The following is an 18,228-nucleotide window of genomic DNA, read 5'->3' as shown; positions in this document are numbered from 1 at the left end:
TGCTATCAATAACAGCTAGGTTCATATGCTATTAGTTCTTTTCGATGATACCGCAAGCAACGCGGTCGCCTGCATTACCAGCTGGTTGGCTAGTATAGTCATCAGCACCGCTATGCACGATAAAGGCTAGACGATTAACGCTATATTTACCAGCATCAGCGACAGAAATTTTCTTATTCACATAGTTAATAGTAGCCACGCCATCTGCATTGGCAGTCAGGTTAGGCAAGTCGCCAGCATGACCATTCATATCATCAGGATTAGAGTGAGGCTTATTGTCTGGATTAAAGTGACCACCTGCCGCTTTACCCATATCAGCACAGCTGCCTGTTTCGTGGATATGTAGTGAGACTGTCTTGCCCGGCTGCAAATTCATCAGCTTACCGTAGACTTGTACGCCGCCATCAACTGGACGTAGGAATACTTGACCCACTTCATTTTTATTACCAGCGACTGCATTGATAGTAGATTTTAAGGCAGGTTGGCTAAGTGGATTGCCAGTTTGCATTTGACCTTCGACGGTTTGACAACCCGTCATTACTAACGCTGAACCACATAATAGCGCACTTGCAAGCATCGTCTTATTCATTATTATCTCCAATTATTTTTAATATTTAGTTATTTTTGATAAGAAGCTAACTCTTGAAGGTTTATAGATAAATATCTTTTGATTTCTATAAACATTCGTTAGTGTCGTCATCAGTATAGCTAAGGATTAGATATAGTTATTCATCAAATGCGCAACAATCGGTTAATAAATGTAAGTATCGTATGGGTTTGAAAATTGTTTACGGTATTTTCTTTACTTCGTTTTGCCATACTAGAGTTTCGCCAGTCTCTATCGTTTGCAATAAATTATAGCGAGGCATATCAGTCTGATCGTCTGCTGTTGGCGATATTGATTGTGAAGGTTGCAAACTCAAACTAAGAGTGCTCTGGCTATTACTGATAAGCTTAGCAAGTTCGCCCTCAATTCTATTACCAGTAACACCGCAGCCCATGAGTGTTTGTGGTCCCGAGCCAACTAGCAATGTATAATCTTTCATCAAAATATAAGGACCACCGATACCATTGCAGCTAGAACTAAAAAATGCGTATTGACTATCGTCATACTCTCTAAATTTTAGCGACACTGGAAACTCTGGATGATAAAAATGACCAATAGACTCTCGAGATATTACCTGCCCTTTGTCATTAAAAGTATTACGAACGGCGCTAACCAGTCGCCAGTCATAGCGCTCTAACAATGCCTTATCAATAGGGAGTCCAGTCGGTTCTTTAAATGTCCTAGGCGTACCATCAAATGTTAACGTATTGCCATTTTCGATTTTAATGACCAAGTTTTTCGATGCCATTTGAGTATTAACGAGTTTGATTTTTGCGACTGGTAATAGCTCAACATCTAACTTAATAATATTATTATCGTTAGGAAATAACTTTTTGATATTTGTGTTACTTACTTTATTTTCAGTAGCACTTTCGCAGGTCGAGGGTCTTTCTCTGAGCTCGCTACCATACTCAAAAGGCGGTGCGGACATCCAGACGAATTTGATAGCAAAATGTTGGCAGCCTTGAAACAAGCTCAATGAACTGGGCGCAATTTCTAAAGTAATCGGCGTTTCAGTGTTAATATTAATAGCGTTACTTTTTTTGTCTTTAACTTGTGTTAACTGCCAATGATAATTACTTGCCCATTGCAGCGTCGTAACTTCATTAGCTGTTTCATCAGCTACCACTACAATTTTTTCTTCCAGCTTTTCAGTTTTTATGATGGGCTGATATGATATTGGAGCAGAAGTGCTAAAGCCCGTCATCATTGAGTTAGTAGGTATAGAGTTATCTTTTGCAATATTGGACTGACAGCCTGTTAACGCTAAAGAAAACGAAACAGTAAGTAATAAGGATATAGTTAAGCGGTTTAAAATCAGGTGGTTTAACATTATGGTTATTACCAAATAAACATTTGTTTAAAATATAGCACAGAGTTTTAACAAGATTGTTTTTTGTTTTTGCCAAAAAAAGCCGCCCATCATTACGATGAGCGGTTTTTTGATTTATAAGACTGGATTAGTAACTAATCAGATTAGTTATGCAGCGCTTTGCTTGAGGTTTTATCAACCGTCACTTTAGCTGGTTTAAGCGGCACTGGCATACTGACCAATGCTACTTTCAATATCTCATCAATCGTGGCTACTGGTTGAATGGTCAGACCAGCTTTAACGTTATCAGGGATATCGGCCAAGTCACGCTCGTTAGTCGCTGGAATCAACACATGCTTGATACCACCGCGATGAGCAGCAAGTAGCTTCTCTTTAAGACCGCCGATACGCAGGATTTTACCGCGCAGAGTAATCTCACCCGTCATAGCGATATCTGGGCGAATGGCAATACCAGTCAAGGCAGAGACCAGCGCTGTGGTTAGTGCACCACCAGCCGATGGGCCATCTTTCGGCGTGGCACCTTCTGGCATATGCACGTGGACATCGGTAGTTTTAAAGGTTTCATAATCGATACCTAAGCTATCACCGCGAGCACGTACTACGCTCATCGCAGCGCGAATCGACTCTTTCATCACATCGCCGAGTGAACCGGTAAAGCTTAGCTCGGCTTTACCTTTCATCGCCACCGCTTCGATGGTTAATAGCTCGCCACCGACTTGTGTCCAAGCAAGACCCGTAATACGACCAATCTCAGGCTCTTCTTCTGCTAGACCGTAGTCGTATTGATGGACGCCTAGATAGTCATCGATGTTTTTGTCATCGACCACGATTAGCTGACGTTCTGCTTTCTTAGGAGCTCGTGCGCCATGGGTTTCAACCGAACCGCGAACCACTTTACGGCAGATTTTATTCACTTCACGCTCAAGGTTACGCACACCAGCTTCACGCGTATAGCTACGGACGATGCTATGCAACGCCGCTTCGACAATCTCAATTTCGCCTTCTTTGAGACCGTTATTCTTAATGGCTTTTGGCACCAAGTACTTCTGCGCGATGTTGACCTTTTCTTCTTCGGTATAACCCGGTAGACGAATGACTTCCATACGGTCAAGCAGGGCAGGCGGAATATCCATGCTGTTAGCGGTACAGATAAACATCACTTGTGATAAATCTAAATCCATATCTAAATAATGGTCGTTAAAAGTATCGTTCTGTGAGGGATCTAACACTTCAAGCAACGCTGATGCTGGGTCACCGCGGAAGTCTTGCGCCATCTTATCGATTTCATCTAATAAAAATAGAGGGTTTTTAACTTCGACTTTAGCCAGTGATTGAACAATTTTACCCGGCATCGCACCGATATAAGTACGGCGATGACCACGGATTTCCGCTTCATCACGCACGCCGCCAAGCGCCATACGTACAAATTTACGACCAGTCGCACGGGCAATAGACTCGCCTAATGAGGTTTTACCAACACCCGGAGGACCGACTAGGCAAAGAATAGGGCCACGGAGTTTTTTCACTCGTGACTGTACGGCGAGGTATTCTAAGATGCGATCTTTCACATCTTGCAAGCCATAATGATCTTCGTCTAATACCGTTTTTGCTTTTTCTAAATTAATCGAAACCTTGGTTGTGGCATTCCACGGTGTGTCCAAAATCCATTCAATATAGTTGCGCACCACGGAAGACTCTGATGAGGCAGGTGGCATCATTTTGAGCTTTTTCAGCTCCTGATCCGCTTTTTTGCGCACATCTTCTGGCAAGTCGGCATCTTCTAGACGCTGCTCTAGCTCAGCCACATCATCTTCGCCATCGAACGCACCGTCATTCATATCCGACAGCTCATTTTTAATGGCTTTCATCTTCTCGTTTAAGAAGTATTCGCGCTGATTGTCTTCCATTTGCTGACGGACAGCTTCTTGGATATCTTGCTCGATATTTTGTTCAGCACTCTGCTTAACCAAATATTCGGTTAAGGTGTTGATATGGGTTTTAAGATCATCATTTTCTAAGAATGATTGCTTAATATCTAAATCCATCGACACACGGGTCGATATGAAATAAACCAGTTCAAGCAAGTCATCGATACGTTTGGCCACACGAGTCAGCTCGCGAGCATTACGCAGACGCGCATCCGCATAGCTTTCAAACAATGTGGTTAATGCTTGAATCGTGTTTTTCTGCTGGCTCTCATCCATACTGACATCAAGGTCAGCACGCTCAAAGCTTGCCATTAATAATGTGTCGTGATTTTCTATATTATCAACGCGCGCACGATATTGACCTTCGATCAATACTTTGATGCAGCTCTCATCACTGTCATGCGGCATGGTACTGACGATGCGGCAAACCGTACCGTATTGATACAAGTTATCTTGATCAATGTCTTCAGTCAGCGAGTCTTTTTGTGCCACGACCAAGACTTTATTGCCGTACTCAGCCTGTGCCAATTCAACGGCTTTGACTGAAGGCTCACGACCGACGAACAAGGCAATCTGCATGTGCGGATAAACGACAACATCGCGCAATGCCAGTAGTGGTAAATAGTTTTCTGTACCGTCACCTTTTATACTATCGTCTTTTGCGTCATCGTCTTCAATAGTGTTGTCCTTGTCTTCATTATCTTTATCATCACTATCTTTGCTATCACCATCTTCAACGCGATCAGCTGTTGCAGCTATATCACCTGTCGTATCGTTAGGCGCGCTGTCTCGCTCCTGATCATCAGCAACAGTAGATGAAACGTCGACATCGATGTCGATATTGTCTTGGGCAATTTTATGTTCACTCATATATTCTTCCTCGTTCACCAGACTTGTAAAGTCAAGTTCGTGGTTCATGTTTAGATAAATGGTGCTCACCGATAAAATTGCAAGGCTTGTAGGCAAAGTCACACGCTTATCTGCGCAAAATAGTTATATCTATCTAAAGACTGCGAGTCATATTGTTATTCATAATTTTAAATATTAGCTGAAATTCAATGTATACAGAGCATAGGTAAAGAGTGCGTAGCTAACACCTATTGGGTTCTGTGCGTAGGATTTGTGTGCAAAATAAGGTAAACTGACGCGCGTCTTAAACGGTGGTTTAAGCATCAAGCGGTTTAGAGGCGAGGATGATATCTATCGTCCATGAGATATTAATAGGTCTTAATCAGGCTATAGCAGACAGAATAAGAGGCAATATATGACCATCAATGCGGTACTGCTGGCAGTCGTCATCATGCTAGGGCTGTCTTTGGCGCGTGTACACGTGGTACTCAGCTTATTAATCGGGGCGCTGGCAGGCGGACTCATCGCTGGTTTGGGTATGACTGATACTTTGAACGCCTTTCAAGAAGGTATCCGTAATGGCGCACAAATTGCGCTGTCATATGCGCTGCTTGGGGCTTTTGCAGTGGCGATTGCGCATTCAGGATTGCCACAGTCACTGGCAGGGGCAGTGATCAAACGCATTGATGCGGGCGGCCCAAGTATAAAAGCAGGTGGCATGATTAAATACATGCTGTTTACAGGTTTAATCACCATGAGCTGCTTTAGTCAAAACTTAATCCCTATTCATATTGCCTTTATTCCGTTGCTAGTACCGCCATTATTGCTCGCTTTCAATCGCATGCACATTGATAGACGTTTAATTGCTTGTCTACTGACTTTTGGTCTTGTGACTACTTACATGTTTATTCCGTATGGCTTTGGCGATATTTATCTCAATCAAATCATGCTGAAAAACGTCGGCGAAGCAGGTATTGATATCAGCAACATCTCAGTCACCAAAGCCATGGCAATTCCGGCTTTGGGTATGTTTGTAGGCTTGCTCGTCGCCGTATTTATCAGCTACCGTAAACCGCGCCAGTATCAGCAGCTAGCAATTGATAAAGCTGCGCATGATGAAGTGTTAGAGGGTGACGCGTTAAGCAAAACCGCAGCTAGTGCGCAAACACAAAGCAAGATGAAAACGTTGGTGGCGCTTGCCGCGATTGTGACGGCATTTGTGGTGCAGATGTATACCGACTCACTTTTGCTTGGCTCAATGTTTGGCTTTGGCGTCTTTATGGCAACGGGTGTCGTTAAATGGAGTGAAGCCGATACAGTCTTTAATGACGGTATCAAATTGATGGCGATGATTGGCTTTATTATGATTACGGCGCAGGGTTTTGCGGAAGTCATGAAAGCGACTGAGCAGATTCAGCCCTTGGTTGATGGTGCCGCGTCATTATTCGCAGGTAATAAAGCGATAGCTGCATTTATTATGCTGTTAATTGGTTTAATTGTGACGATGGGTATTGGTTCGTCATTCTCAACCATTCCTATTTTGGCCGCGATTTATGTGCCGCTATGTATCTCTTTAGGGTTTTCGCCTTTAGCAACCGTGGCTATTATCGGAACGGCTGGCGCGCTTGGCGATGCGGGTTCGCCTGCGTCAGATTCGACTCTTGGACCTACTTCTGGTCTAAACATCGACGGTCAGCATGACCATATCAAGGACAGCGTAGTGCCGACATTCTTGCATTACAACATTCCATTATTGATATTTGGTTGGATTGCAGCGATGGTGTTGTAGGCTATCAAAGTTAAGTAGAGTTTGGTGTAGGCTGGGTTTTTAACCCAGCTTTAAAATGTCAATTACCTTGTTATTAAACTGATTCTCTACGAAAAAATCGCCTTAAAACAAATAAATAGACCTGCCAAAAGCAAAGCAATAAAAATAGTAAAGAGGACAAAAACGTCCAAAAAATCATCCCACTTAATGACGGCGGTGCATGCATCGCCATCATACCGAAACCAAATAAAAATAAAATGCTAGTCCCCAGCATAGTGAAAAACTTCCAGCGACTATCCATATATACATCCATAGTCACCAGTAAGCTTAAATGAAACAGCATTCCTATTATTAATATAACGACTAATTCTATAGGATAGGGATGCGGAAGAGGAATATTCTGAACGTGAAGTAAATAGGGATCTGTGCTAAAACCTAAAGTGATAATAAGACCGACGAAAATGATCCACAAGATAGCAAAAACTACCCTTAGTGGTTTTGAGCGAAAGTAGCTCATTGTTGTCTTTGCAAATCCTCTATGGGTCTTTATTGTCATTTTCAAAATCTTTTATCCCATCATTCAAACCACGCAAAAACGCATCACTTTGCGCGAGCAACTCATTCAAGCGTTCTTCATTAATAAGCCGTGCTAGCTCATCAGCGCTAAAAGACTGCTCTTGACTATAGTAACGCAACTCTCTAGCGTCCTCGTTACCTAACGTTTGCAAATACTCATCTACATTATCAGCGCTAGAGTTAGTATCCATCGCTTGCTTATCATCTTTCATCAAAACCACCTTATGCCGCTTGGGGTAATTAAGCCATCTAGTGGCACATCCCACGGTTGCCGCTGTAATTGTTCGACTATTTGGAAGTCATAACACCAGCCGATCTTTAATGGTCTTTTAGCCCCTGATCGATAGCCTTTGCCTAACGTCGTATCATAAAAGCCGCCACCCATGCCCATACGATTGCCGTTGAGATCTACTGCCACGAGCGGACAGATAATAACATCCAATTCTCGCGCCCATAATAATCTGCGATGATGATTTTGCTTCATGCCCAAACGATGAATCCGTGTCGGTATATTGACCAGCTTCGATTGGTAAATTGGCACAAAACGCAGTCGTTTGTCATCGTATTCCTGATTGTCACGTCCGAGCGAGCCAACGACAGACAAATAAGGTAAATAGCCTAAGCCTTGACACCAAGTTAGCAGTGGCTGAGTAGGTAGCTCACCAAAGCCATCGTAGTACAGTCCAATACGTGCGTTTTTTGGTAGCCGCTGCTGTAGCTTAGATAGGTGCAAACTTGCCATGCGCGCGTAATGTCTACGTTCGCCAGCCGTTAATTGCCGACGCTGACGGGTAAATTGCCGTCTCGGCGGATTGCTAACGGTAGATGTCTGAAACTCAGAATGTTTTAACTCAGGATGCATAGATAGACTATCCCATAATGTATTAAATTGATGATGGCTGTTGCTTGTAGAGAGCAGCAATGGCTATTTGTGAATATTCAACACGGTCTAGTCATGCTATCATAACGCCACTTTACAGCGTATTTTCCTTTATGTGCAGCGTGTGTTGCACTTTTTTCGAAGCAGCTATACAACAAACCATCAAAGAGGGTAGTTATGTCGACACAGAATCAGGCAACTCGTACCGAAAAAGATACCATGGGCAACGTGGAAGTCCCAGCTGACGCTTATTGGGGTGCGCAAACTCAGCGTAGCCGTGAGAACTTCAAAATCGGTGGCGAAACGTTGCCGCGTCCAATGATTGAAGCAATGGCACTGGTCAAAAAAGCTGCTGCGATTACCAATGCTAGCCTAGAGCGTATCGAAGGCGACAAGCGTGATCTCATCGTACAAGCTGCTGATGAAGTCATCAACGGTGGCCTAACGGATCAGTTTCCGCTAGTCGTTTGGCAGACGGGTTCTGGTACCCAGTCAAACATGAATATGAACGAAGTATTGGCCAACCGTGCCAACGAAATTGCTGGCAATGAGCGTGGCAGCTACACGCCAATTCACCCAAATGATCATGTAAACCATGCACAGTCTACCAACGACAGCTTCCCAACGGCGATTCGTGTTGCCGCTGCTCGTGAAATCAATGGTTTATTGATTCCAGCGGTAAAAGCACTACGCGATACGCTAGCTGCAAAAGCGAAAGAGTTCGATAGTATCGTAAAAATCGGTCGTACGCATTTGCAAGACGCAACGCCTTTGACATTAGGTCAAGAGTTTAGCGGCTATGTGAGCCAGTTGGATCATTCATTGGTACGTATTGATAATGCGCTACAAGGTCTATATGAATTACCACTAGGCGGTACAGCGGTTGGTACGGGTCTAAACGCCCATCCTGATTATGCGGTAAAATCAGCTGAGCAATTATCAACATTGACTGGTCTACCGTTTGTCACGTCACCGAATAAATTTGAAGCATTAGCCGCTCGTGATGCCGAAGTATTTGCTTCTGGTGCACTCAAAACTTTAGCAGGTAGCTTAAACAAAATCGCTAACGACGTACGCTGGTTAGCATCAGGTCCTCGTTGTGGTCTAGGCGAATTGACGATTCCTGAGAACGAGCCAGGCTCTTCTATCATGCCGGGTAAAGTAAACCCGACCCAATCAGAAGCAATGACCATGGTTGTCGCTCAGGTCATGGGTAATGACGTGACGATCAGCATGGCGGGCGCATCAGGTAACTTTGAGCTAAACGTCTATAAGCCAGTGATTGCCTTTAACTTATTGCAATCTATCAAGCTGCTTGGTGATGCGTGCAATAGCTTTAATGAAAATTGTGCCGTTGGTATTGAGCCAGTAAAAGACAAAATTGATGACTTTTTGCATAACTCATTGATGCTAGTAACGGCATTGAACCGTCATGTTGGTTATGAAAATGCAGCGAAAATCGCTAAAACTGCTTATAAAGAAAACAAAACTTTGAAGCAAGTTGCAGTTGAGCTAGAATTGCTAACTGAAGCTCAGTTTGATGAGTGGGTTATTCCTGCTGATATGGTAAACCCTAAGTAATCTATCTAATAGTTTCTTAGAATAGTAAAAAGACCTTGTCGTGATGCAAGGTCTTTTTTTTGTTTTCGATTTTGGATCTGATACTACTTTTAGCTATTAATTTTTTCATTTGCTATAGAGATAATACGATTTACTCATTATCATATTAAGTTTACTCTCAATATCAAAATTACATTCAATGAGGCAAAAAATGGCTTCCAATAAGAACCAACATTATGTACCTCAGTGCTATTTAAAACAATTCTCTACTGATGAATCAAAAGCAGCTATTTGTCTCTATAATCTGAACAAAAAGAAACTAATAGAAAATGCACCTATAAAGAACCAGTGTTCAAAAAATTACTTCTATGGTGAAGATCTAGCTTTAGAGAAGGCGTTACAGCCGATTGAAGGGCAGTTCTCTGAAATAGTTCGCAATCTTGAAAATATAAATTACGTTCTGACAGACAAAGACAAGCTATTTCTCATAGAATTTTGGCTACTTCAACGTGCAAGAACCGAGGAGTTTTCTAAGTCTACTGCTGAATCAACTGAACAAGATATAAAAACTTTGCTTTCTATTGACATTAAAATGGAAGTTAAAGAAGTTGTTCACAAAGTAATGCAATCGATCTTAAAAGATAGGCATTTAATCCATGACTTAAAGGTTTGTATTTTAAAGAACAATACTAAAACTGATTTCATAACCTCAGACCATCCAGCAGTACTCACAAATCGATGGTATTTTCTCAATAAGAAAGTGCAATTTAGATCTTTTGGATTACAGTCAGCAGGAGGACTATTTATTTTACCTCTTACTCCTAGAATTCTTATGTTGGCCTATGATAAAGATGTTTATAGTATTGCCAATATAAAAGGGTGGGTTCAGCTTAAAAATAGGCATGATATAGATGCTTTTAACTATCTTCAGTTACTGAATTGTCGAGCTAATATATACACAGCAAATCCTGATAGTGCCCTATACCTAGAGATTCTTCATAACAAAGTGGAGTATTCAAAATCTTTGCAAGGTCATAAAACAGAGTTTTACATTTCAGATAACTCTGACGGTAAGATAAAAGATGAAAATCGAATTGATGTTTCTGAAATTAAGGTAAATCAAAAATTCTTCAAAGTCACTCAAACTGTTTACGCTGCACCACCAATATGGCCTAGAGTAATAAACTGGAAGCCAAATGGATTTATAATGACAAATGACACGTATGATGATTTTGTTCGTCAAGCAGTAGTAAAAAAAATAGGGCGAAGTGATTTTTATAAAATGTCGATCCGCGAAAGCTAGCTAGATTCAGTAAAAGTAATTTTATTCAAACAACTAAACTAAACCTCTCTGATTTCTTAAAAACTCAAAATATGTGTTGATCTAAACTACCTACAAAAAAGCCGAGCAAAATGCTCAGCTTTTTATATCAATCCCTCAAAAATCTAAAACTTATAAAGCAAACCAAGCGTCGAAGTTGACTCAGTACGCGAGTCAACCATTGGGCTATCGTATTGTTCATTCGGCAAATAGCTTAAGCTTTGATTGGCAAACAATGCCCAGCGTTCATTGAAATCATAGTTGGCACTAATGTTAACGTAAGGATTCAAGCTCGAATTAGACTTATAAGCGGCGACGCCTGTTTCCGCTGACTCTTTTTCACTGACGCCATAATAGTATTCATTATAGTCAGCATCGTTGTATTCAAAACCAATGCTTGGATAGACTGTTAGCTTGTCTTTCGTAATTCTAGCGAGATAGGTCAAACGAGCTGTATTACCACCGCTACGGTCTAAAACATCAGTCGCGATTTGAGCACGGAAACCACCGACGGGCGTGCGGCGCAAATAAGTTAGACCAGCAGCGACTGATGCTTCACGCTCATCGAGACCTTGCAATGCGCCTCTAGCATCATCAGGATCGAAATCGTTGCCAGCGAGCTGAGCATAAGCCGACAGCTGATTTTTGCCATCATTAATGATATAAGCACCTGCTTGAGCGCCGCGCACATAGAATCTATTGTTATCATAAAATGCGCCCGGCAACACACGTACATCAAGGCTATCTTCCATATCGTAGGCTGAGTTGACGGCTATGACGTTGACGCCCACGCTTAATACAGCGTCTTGGTCAGTAGGTAAATTGTCCTTAAAAAGTGCAGCATTGGACATACTGGCGACACTAAATAACGCGGTAGCCGTTAATGCGCTAAGCATGACGCGCGTAGAAATATGAGGTAGCGCTACAGGTTTAAACATAATAAAGTCTCGTGAATGGATGAAATAATTGGGGGCAATCGTGTATAGTCAAGGAATTTTAGAATCGCTACAAGGCGACCGACCGCAGATAGTAAACTGAGTACATCTAGGGCGGGTAACACCGTAGCGGTTTAAAAGTGCTCTGACTTATAGCAAGAAGCGAGTAAGGAAAACCTAACCAGTAAGCTGTTATCATGAACTATTTAGCAATGATAAATAACTATGAAGGTTTACTCAATGGTTTTTAATACTTGTAGTATTTGATCATGAATATCTTGCCACCACCAAATAAAGCCAATGCTAATCAGTAGCATCATTAGCCATGGTAGTAATTGCCAAATAAGGATAGATTTAGTCGGTGTTTCTTGTTGACTAAGGTGGCCGTGATTAGCATGAGTATTTAAGTGTGAGTTTACAGCAGAGTCGGGGTGGAAACTGCTGTTATTGTCAAAATCAACATTACTAAAGTGCTCGTTATTAGCAGAAGAGTCAGTATCGCTGCTTGCTGGAAAATTGATATAAGTCGTTCGATAACGGTCTTCATAAGCAGCTGGATTAGGCATATTCTGTAAGGCTATTGTCATACGCTGACGGTAGGCGATTGCGAATGCCAGTGCAACTACTAAGCCAGTCACCGCGCCGCCGATATGCCCCGCATTGTCGATACCCGGTACGGCAAAACCATAAACAAGGTTGATGCCCATGATAAATATCAAGCTCTTAAGATTGAGCACCATGCCATTGACCGATATTTTAAACAGGGCGGCTATCAATAATGCCGCGCCGATACCCATGATGCCACCTGATGCTCCAGCCGATAGACCTGGTTGACCAGTTCCTTCTACAATACTGTGCCACGTGACATAGTTATTTAGTAAGTTGCCCCCGATCGCTGCCAGTAAAAACAATGCCAAAAACTTGGCTGAGCCAAACATCGGCTCGGCAATCTGCCCAAAGAAATACATAGCAAATCCATTAAACAATAAATGCATCAAGCCGATGTGTAAAAAGGCACTGCTGACCAAGCGCCACGGCTCATCACCCATGGTAAATGGCAATGCATTGGCACCCCATTTTAAGAGCGCCTCAGTCGATGGGTTATTGGCGTCGACGCCTGTCAGTACCTGCATGATGAATAACCCAATAAAGCTGGCTAGTAATAGGGTGGTGACAGGGGCTGTTTTTAATAATTGTTGAATGGTCATAAAGGTGAGATATCATTAGAATGTTATAAATAGAGTATAAAGGGTATGATCAAATAATGTCAGACATCTGCATGACATTATGATTTAATGATTAGTACTCTTAAACGACTAGTACTCTTCAACAATTAATGCCCTTAATAGTGGATCGTTTTAACGACCGTTTTAACGACAAGTTTAACGATTAGTAACTTTGAGGTTTTCGTAAGTGCCTTTTACCAAAATATCAGTGGTGACCTTATTGATATCGGTATGACCACAGAACGCCATCGATAGATCGCATTCTTTATGGATGATTTCCAGCGCACGGCGCACGCCATCTTCGCCATAAGCGCCCAGACCGTAAAGAAAAGCGCGACCAATCATCGTGCCTTTTGCACCCAATGCGCGCGCTTTTAGTACATCCTGACCCGAGCGAATGCCGCTGTCTAACCACACCTCGATATCGCTATTTTCAGCATGCACCGCTTGTACGATATCGGATAGGGCAGAAATGGAAGAAAGGGCGCCATCTAATTGACGACCACCGTGGTTTGAGACGACCAGTGCATCGGCACCGCTACGAGCAGCCATAATGGCATCTTCAGGTTCCATGATACCTTTAATAATTAATTTGCCGCCCCACATATCTTTGATGCGTGCCACATCATCCCAGCTCAAGCGCGGATCAAATTGCTCTTCCGTCCAAGCGGTGAGAGAAGATAAGTCGTCGACGCCTTTTGCATGACCGACGATGTTGCCAAAGCTATGACGTTTGGTGCCCAGCATATTCATACACCACTGCGGCTTGGTCATCAAGTTGACGATATTAGCAAGTGTAGGTCTAGGCGGTGCAGACAAGCCATTTTTGATGTCCTTATGGCGCTGTCCCAGCACTTGTAAATCTGCGGTAAGGATCAATGCCGAACAATTGGCATCTTTCGCCCGTTGAATGAGATTGGCAACGTATTCGTGGTCACGCATCACATATAGCTGAAACCAAAACGGCTTGCTAGTATGGGTGGCGATATCTTCGATAGAGCAGATACTCATAGTCGATAGCGAAAACGGCACGCCGAATTTTTCTGCTGCCCGCGCAGCATGAATCTCGCCGTCCGCCCACATCATACCGGTAAAGCCAGTGGGTGCGATGGCGACGGGCATTTTTACCTCTTCACCAATCATCTGGGTTGCTAAACTGCGATTGTCCATATCTACCAATACTCGCTGGCGTAACTTGATACGGTCAAAGTCGGTTTCATTGCTACGATAAGTCGTCTCAGTCCATGAGCCTGAATCGACATAATCATAAAACATACGCGGTACTTTACGTTCGGCAACGCGGCGCAGGTCTTCAATTTCTGTTATCTTTTTTAAATCTTTCATTATGTTCTCACTACATCGTTTTTTATTGTAGGCTTGCTATGATTGCATGAAAAGTTGCTGTAAATCCATGACTGAAAATGGATAATTTAATCGTGTTGATGGTGTCAAAATCACCGGAATAGTGGTGGCAAATTCCATCATCAATGGTTCATCGAAATGAGCGATATCGACCTGTTGATAGGCAATCGGCTGTACGGCTTGAAATTGAGTCAGCACTTGCTTCGCGATGTCGCACAAATGACAGCCAGATGTTCCAAGTAGCCACCATTTATCATTATTCTCAGCATGACCAAGATCGGGGTTTGCAGCAACCATACGTTCCCGTAAGGCTTTTATATTATTATCATCGTACATATTTATTCTCTTGTCTTAATACTTGTCACAAACTTTTGGTTTTTAGGACTTCGATTGCCAGCATAAATACTGCCTGATCTTTTTTACGCAGACTCTATGGCATGATAAAGAAGTGGGGTAAATAATGACAGCGATTGTGAGATTAGGTAAGATGACCTGCTGTTTTTAATTACTGGCTCTTCAGCTCATCTTATCTTATTACCTTTTCAATCACTTGGATATCGCGCATGGCAAGTTTTGGCAAATTTTTCAAACGATTATTGATGGCAATCATGCTATTGGTCGTCGCATTTCATGTATTAGTCGCTGGGCTACTATTAATTTGGAAAACGCAGCCGATTAATAACAGCATGTTTATGCTGACTCATCGTTTGACGGGCGGTACTGTCACCCAAACTTGGGCTGAATACGATGCCATCGCAAAATCTGCCAAACAAGCCGCGATAGTGAGTGAGGATTCGACATTTAGTCAGCACAATGGTTTTGATTTCAAAGGCATTGAGGCGGCACGTAAGAAAAATGAAGAGACGGGTAAGATGTCCGCTGGTGGCTCGACGATTACCCAGCAGCTAGCAAAAAACTTATTTTTGACCTCGCATCGCTCGTATGTTCGTAAAATTGAGGAAGCGATTATCACTGTCATGATTGAGACATTATGGGACAAGCAGCGTATCTTGACCGCTTATCTCAATGTGGCAGAGTTTGGCAATGGTATTTATGGTATCGAAGCAGCAGCTCAGCATTACTTTGATAAATCTGCGGCCAAGCTGAACCGTGATGAATCAGCCTTACTTATCGCTATGTTGACCAATCCAAAATACTACGAAGACAATCAGGGTGATAGACGTTTACGCAATAAACAACGTATTATCAAAAAGCGCATGAGCAATGCGGTGTTACCACAATCAGCTTAATGGATTGTACCTAATACTATTTAACAAATAGCGCCGTGTTTTTGAATGATAGTTTTAAGTGACGGTTTTAAGCGATAGTTTTGAATGGCAGTTTCGAGTGATGGTTTCGAGTAGTAATGGATGAAGAAAGACCCATGATAAATTTCTTAGTGGAAAAGCGATTATAAAAGACAATTGGTATTGAAGATGATGGCGTATCGATAACGCAAAGGAGTAGTGACGTGATGGATGTGAATAATAAGCAGGACACTGATAGCAATAATACGGTGATAGCAGTTAATAATAAAAGCCATACACAGAGTCGCAATGACAATTTAACTGAGGTTGCATGGCAGCGTTCAGAAGACGGCAGCTATTCACCCAGCAGTTATATCAATCGCGACTTGTCTTTATTACAGTTTCATTTGCGTGTCTTAGCGCAGGCGGCAAGTCCTCGTCATCCGCTACTTGAGCGCTTGTTTTTCTTGATTATTTTCTCATCGAATATCGATGAATTTTTTGAGATTCGTGTCGCAGGTATTATGCAAAAGCTCAATATTGGTGATGTTTCGACCAGTGTTCATGGCATGCGTCCCAGTGAAGTGCTGAATGAGATATCCACCGTAATGCATGATGCCATCGCTGAGCAATATCGTATTCTCAATGAAGATATCTTACCAGCACTGGCGCTTGAGGATATCCGTTATCTAAAACGCGACGAGCTAAATGCTGAGCAGTCGGCATGGATGAAGCGCTACTTCACTGAGCAAGTATCGCCAGTGTTGACACCGATTAGCATCGATCCGGCGCATCCGTTTCCGCGTTTGGTCAATAAGAGCTTAAACTTCATCGCTACTTTAGAAGGTAAAGATGCCTTTGGTCGTGATATCAATCTAGCGATTGTGCCCGCACCGCGCAGTTTGCCACGCGTGATTCGCCTGCCTGATGAGCTGACAGGTGGCAAAGAACATCACGTCATGCTCTCAGCTATTATTCATGAGCATATCGGTGAGCTGTTCCCTGGGATGAGTGTGACAGGCTGCCATCAGTTTAGACTGACGCGCAATGCTGATTTAGATTTGGCTGATGATGTTGAAGATATTGCTAAGGCTCTGGAGGGCGAGCTAGAAAACCGCCGCTTCGGTGATAAAGTGCGGCTAGAAGTCACAACCGATTGTCCAACGCCTATCAGCGATTATTTGCTCAATGAGTTTGAGCTGCATGACAATCAGCTGTACCGCGTCAATGGTCCTGTCAACTTAACGCGCTTATTGTTTGATTTCAATATTCCAGCGCTGCGTTATCAGCCCTTTACTCATGTGGTGCCAAAAGAGTTCCGCCGTGAGATGGATAAGCTGGACAAAGCAACCAGTATGTTTGGCGCCATGCGTAAAAGCGATGTGCTAGTGCATCATCCTTTTCATGCATTTTCACCGATTATCAATCTGCTTTGGCAAGCGGCGAGCGATCCAAAAGTGTTAGCGATTAAGCAGACATTGTACCGCTCAGGCACCAATTCAGAAATCGTTAAAGCATTGGCTGCTGCTGCTCGTAATGGCAAAGAAGTCACTGCCGTCATCGAGCTGCGTGCGCGTTTCGATGAAGCCTCTAATATCGCCGTCGCCAATTATTTGCAAGAAGCGGGTGCGGTCGTCGTGTACGGGATTGTCGGCTATAAAACCCACGCCAAGCTGATGCTCATTGTGCGCCGTGAGGATGATCGAATCCGCCGCTATGTGCATTTAGGGACGGGCAACTATCATGCCGCCAATGCCAAAGTTTATACCGATTATGGTTTATTTAGCGCAGATCCTGATATCTCAGAGGATGTACATAATATATTTCAAGAGCTGACGGGAATGGGCAAGCCTGCCAATCTCAAAAAGCTTTTGCATGCGCCTTTTACCTTGCATGATAAGTTGATAAGCTTTATCGATGATGAAATTGCTCATGCAAAAGCCGGCAAGCGCGCTCATATTATCGTTAAAGTTAATGCTTTAACCGAACGTCGATTGATTAGCAAGTTATACGACGCCTCGCAAGCAGGCGTCAAAATCGAGCTCATTTTACGCTCTATGTGTTGTTTGCGTCCGCAAGTAAAAGGTCTATCAGAAAACATTACCGTACGCTCTGTTATCGGGCGTTTTTTAGAGCATACGCGTGTTTATTATTTCTATAATAATGGCGACGAGCGCTTATATTGTGGTAGTGCAGACTGGATGGATCGTAATTTATTCCATCGCGTCGAAGTGGCATTTCCAATCGAAGACAAAAAACTGTTTAAACAAGTATGTCAAGACGGTTTACTTAACTATCTGAAAGACAATACCCAAGCGTGGATACTTAGCGGTGATGGTGTTTGGCAGCAGCTGCAACCAGCCGCAGGGGAAACGCCGCATACTGCTCAAGAGTTTTTATTAAAAGTGATTAATGGCGTTGACGCATCAAGCTAGCTTAATATTTTAACGACGTTTTTATAGCGGTAAAGGCGTCTGCATGATCCATAAAAACCAAGTAATAAAACCCAAGCGTAGATGACTCTATACGCTTGGGTTTTTATTTGGGCAAACGTTCTGCATAAGTTACAAACTGTCTTGTAACCTCACATTTATTCACATATTGATACGGCAGCACACTGGTGCAGTCCGTTATCT

General features: G+C 42.8%; 15 protein-coding genes. 5 read left to right on the top strand and 10 right to left on the bottom strand.

The features are described 5' to 3' along the window. Positions 1-31: 31 nt before the first annotated feature. The 3 genes from Q6344_11195 to lon all read right to left on the bottom strand — a co-directional run bounded on the left by Q6344_11195 (position 32) and on the right by lon (position 4,738). The gene (locus Q6344_11195) at positions 32-589 is read right to left on the bottom strand and encodes a superoxide dismutase family protein (protein ID WLG13158.1); all 558 of its coding nucleotides are present in this window, start codon (positions 587-589) and stop codon (positions 32-34) included. 199 nt (positions 590-788) lie between these two features. Then, complete coding sequence (locus tag Q6344_11190) at positions 789-1,736, bottom strand: hypothetical protein (protein ID WLG13157.1); 948 nt, start codon at positions 1,734-1,736, stop codon at positions 789-791. Positions 1,737-2,083: 347 nt separating this feature from the next. Then, positions 2,084-4,738, bottom strand: a complete 2,655-nt coding sequence (lon, locus tag Q6344_11185) for an endopeptidase La (protein WLG13156.1) — start codon at positions 4,736-4,738, stop codon at positions 2,084-2,086. A gap of 394 nt (positions 4,739-5,132) precedes the next feature. Here lon and Q6344_11180 point away from each other — a divergent pair, with 394 nt between their 5' ends. Beyond that, positions 5,133-6,506: a Na+/H+ antiporter family protein gene (locus Q6344_11180; GenBank protein WLG13155.1), complete on the top strand. Its 1,374-nt coding sequence runs from the start codon at positions 5,133-5,135 to the stop codon at positions 6,504-6,506. A gap of 73 nt (positions 6,507-6,579) precedes the next feature. Here the strand turns inward: Q6344_11180 and Q6344_11175 are convergent, their stop codons facing one another. The 3 genes from Q6344_11175 to Q6344_11165 are packed head-to-tail and all read right to left on the bottom strand — an operon-like array spanning position 6,580 to position 7,923. Continuing rightward, on the bottom strand, positions 6,580-7,041 hold the full coding sequence (locus tag Q6344_11175) for a hypothetical protein (protein ID WLG13154.1): 462 nt from the start codon (positions 7,039-7,041) through the stop codon (positions 6,580-6,582). Then, the gene (locus tag Q6344_11170; GenBank protein ID WLG13153.1) at positions 7,022-7,273 is read right to left on the bottom strand and encodes a hypothetical protein; all 252 of its coding nucleotides are present in this window, start codon (positions 7,271-7,273) and stop codon (positions 7,022-7,024) included. The genes Q6344_11175 and Q6344_11170 overlap by 20 nt, the downstream gene beginning before the upstream one ends. Then, the gene (locus tag Q6344_11165) at positions 7,273-7,923 is read right to left on the bottom strand and encodes a 5-formyltetrahydrofolate cyclo-ligase (protein ID WLG13152.1); all 651 of its coding nucleotides are present in this window, start codon (positions 7,921-7,923) and stop codon (positions 7,273-7,275) included. The genes Q6344_11170 and Q6344_11165 overlap by 1 nt, the downstream gene beginning before the upstream one ends. Positions 7,924-8,118: 195 nt before the next feature. On the opposite strand from Q6344_11165, the gene fumC reads away from it, so the two are divergent. Further along, positions 8,119-9,522, top strand: coding sequence for a class II fumarate hydratase (gene fumC / locus Q6344_11160; GenBank protein WLG13151.1), 1,404 nt, complete (start codon positions 8,119-8,121; stop codon positions 9,520-9,522). Positions 9,523-9,712: 190 nt separating this feature from the next. Beyond that, positions 9,713-10,804 carry a DUF4238 domain-containing protein gene (locus Q6344_11155; protein ID WLG13150.1) on the top strand — a complete coding sequence of 364 codons (1,092 nt, stop codon included), beginning with the start codon at positions 9,713-9,715 and terminating at the stop codon, positions 10,802-10,804. Between the two features lie 143 nt (positions 10,805-10,947). Here the strand turns inward: Q6344_11155 and Q6344_11150 are convergent, their stop codons facing one another. The 4 genes from Q6344_11150 to Q6344_11135 all read right to left on the bottom strand — a co-directional run bounded on the left by Q6344_11150 (position 10,948) and on the right by Q6344_11135 (position 14,681). Beyond that, positions 10,948-11,760 carry a MipA/OmpV family protein gene (locus Q6344_11150; protein ID WLG13149.1) on the bottom strand — a complete coding sequence of 271 codons (813 nt, stop codon included), beginning with the start codon at positions 11,758-11,760 and terminating at the stop codon, positions 10,948-10,950. Positions 11,761-11,990: 230 nt separating this feature from the next. Next, positions 11,991-12,965 (bottom strand): rhomboid family intramembrane serine protease, encoded by a 975-nt coding sequence (locus Q6344_11145; GenBank protein WLG13148.1) that lies wholly within the window; start codon positions 12,963-12,965, stop codon positions 11,991-11,993. Positions 12,966-13,139: 174 nt separating this feature from the next. Further along, entirely contained in the window at positions 13,140-14,327 is a 1,188-nt protein-coding gene (locus tag Q6344_11140; GenBank protein ID WLG13147.1) for an alpha-hydroxy acid oxidase, read from the bottom strand. Between the two features lie 36 nt (positions 14,328-14,363). Further along, on the bottom strand, positions 14,364-14,681 hold the full coding sequence (locus Q6344_11135; protein WLG13146.1) for a glutaredoxin family protein: 318 nt from the start codon (positions 14,679-14,681) through the stop codon (positions 14,364-14,366). Between the two features lie 227 nt (positions 14,682-14,908). On the opposite strand from Q6344_11135, the gene mtgA reads away from it, so the two are divergent. Further along, positions 14,909-15,595 carry a monofunctional biosynthetic peptidoglycan transglycosylase gene (mtgA, locus tag Q6344_11130; GenBank protein WLG13145.1) on the top strand — a complete coding sequence of 229 codons (687 nt, stop codon included), beginning with the start codon at positions 14,909-14,911 and terminating at the stop codon, positions 15,593-15,595. 224 nt (positions 15,596-15,819) lie between these two features. Continuing rightward, positions 15,820-18,027 carry a polyphosphate kinase 1 gene (ppk1, locus tag Q6344_11125; GenBank protein ID WLG15204.1) on the top strand — a complete coding sequence of 736 codons (2,208 nt, stop codon included), beginning with the start codon at positions 15,820-15,822 and terminating at the stop codon, positions 18,025-18,027. Positions 18,028-18,228: the final 201 nt, after the last annotated feature.

The sequence above is a fragment of the Psychrobacter cibarius genome, from assembly GCA_030686115.1.
GTDB lineage: Bacteria > Pseudomonadota > Gammaproteobacteria > Pseudomonadales > Moraxellaceae > Psychrobacter > Psychrobacter cibarius_C.
Note: the sequence above shows the minus strand (reverse complement) of the source record. Positions and strands in the feature narration are given on the sequence as shown.

What these genes read in the sequence shown, in the direction of transcription:
- Q6344_11195 (WLG13158.1), bottom strand. Translation starts at nt 589, where the DNA reads ATGAATAAGACGATGCTTGCAAGTGCGCTATTATGTGGTTCAGCGTTA.
- lon (WLG13156.1), bottom strand. Translation starts at nt 4,738, where the DNA reads ATGAGTGAACATAAAATTGCCCAAGACAATATCGACATCGATGTCGAC.
- Q6344_11180 (WLG13155.1), top strand. Translation starts at nt 5,133, where the DNA reads ATGACCATCAATGCGGTACTGCTGGCAGTCGTCATCATGCTAGGGCTG.
- Q6344_11175 (WLG13154.1), bottom strand. Translation starts at nt 7,041, where the DNA reads ATGACAATAAAGACCCATAGAGGATTTGCAAAGACAACAATGAGCTAC.
- Q6344_11170 (WLG13153.1), bottom strand. Translation starts at nt 7,273, where the DNA reads ATGAAAGATGATAAGCAAGCGATGGATACTAACTCTAGCGCTGATAAT.
- Q6344_11165 (WLG13152.1), bottom strand. Translation starts at nt 7,923, where the DNA reads ATGCATCCTGAGTTAAAACATTCTGAGTTTCAGACATCTACCGTTAGC.
- fumC (WLG13151.1), top strand. Translation starts at nt 8,119, where the DNA reads ATGTCGACACAGAATCAGGCAACTCGTACCGAAAAAGATACCATGGGC.
- Q6344_11155 (WLG13150.1), top strand. Translation starts at nt 9,713, where the DNA reads ATGGCTTCCAATAAGAACCAACATTATGTACCTCAGTGCTATTTAAAA.
- Q6344_11150 (WLG13149.1), bottom strand. Translation starts at nt 11,760, where the DNA reads ATGTTTAAACCTGTAGCGCTACCTCATATTTCTACGCGCGTCATGCTT.
- Q6344_11145 (WLG13148.1), bottom strand. Translation starts at nt 12,965, where the DNA reads ATGACCATTCAACAATTATTAAAAACAGCCCCTGTCACCACCCTATTA.
- Q6344_11140 (WLG13147.1), bottom strand. Translation starts at nt 14,327, where the DNA reads ATGAAAGATTTAAAAAAGATAACAGAAATTGAAGACCTGCGCCGCGTT.
- Q6344_11135 (WLG13146.1), bottom strand. Translation starts at nt 14,681, where the DNA reads ATGTACGATGATAATAATATAAAAGCCTTACGGGAACGTATGGTTGCT.
- mtgA (WLG13145.1), top strand. Translation starts at nt 14,909, where the DNA reads ATGGCAAGTTTTGGCAAATTTTTCAAACGATTATTGATGGCAATCATG.
- ppk1 (WLG15204.1), top strand. Translation starts at nt 15,820, where the DNA reads ATGGATGTGAATAATAAGCAGGACACTGATAGCAATAATACGGTGATA.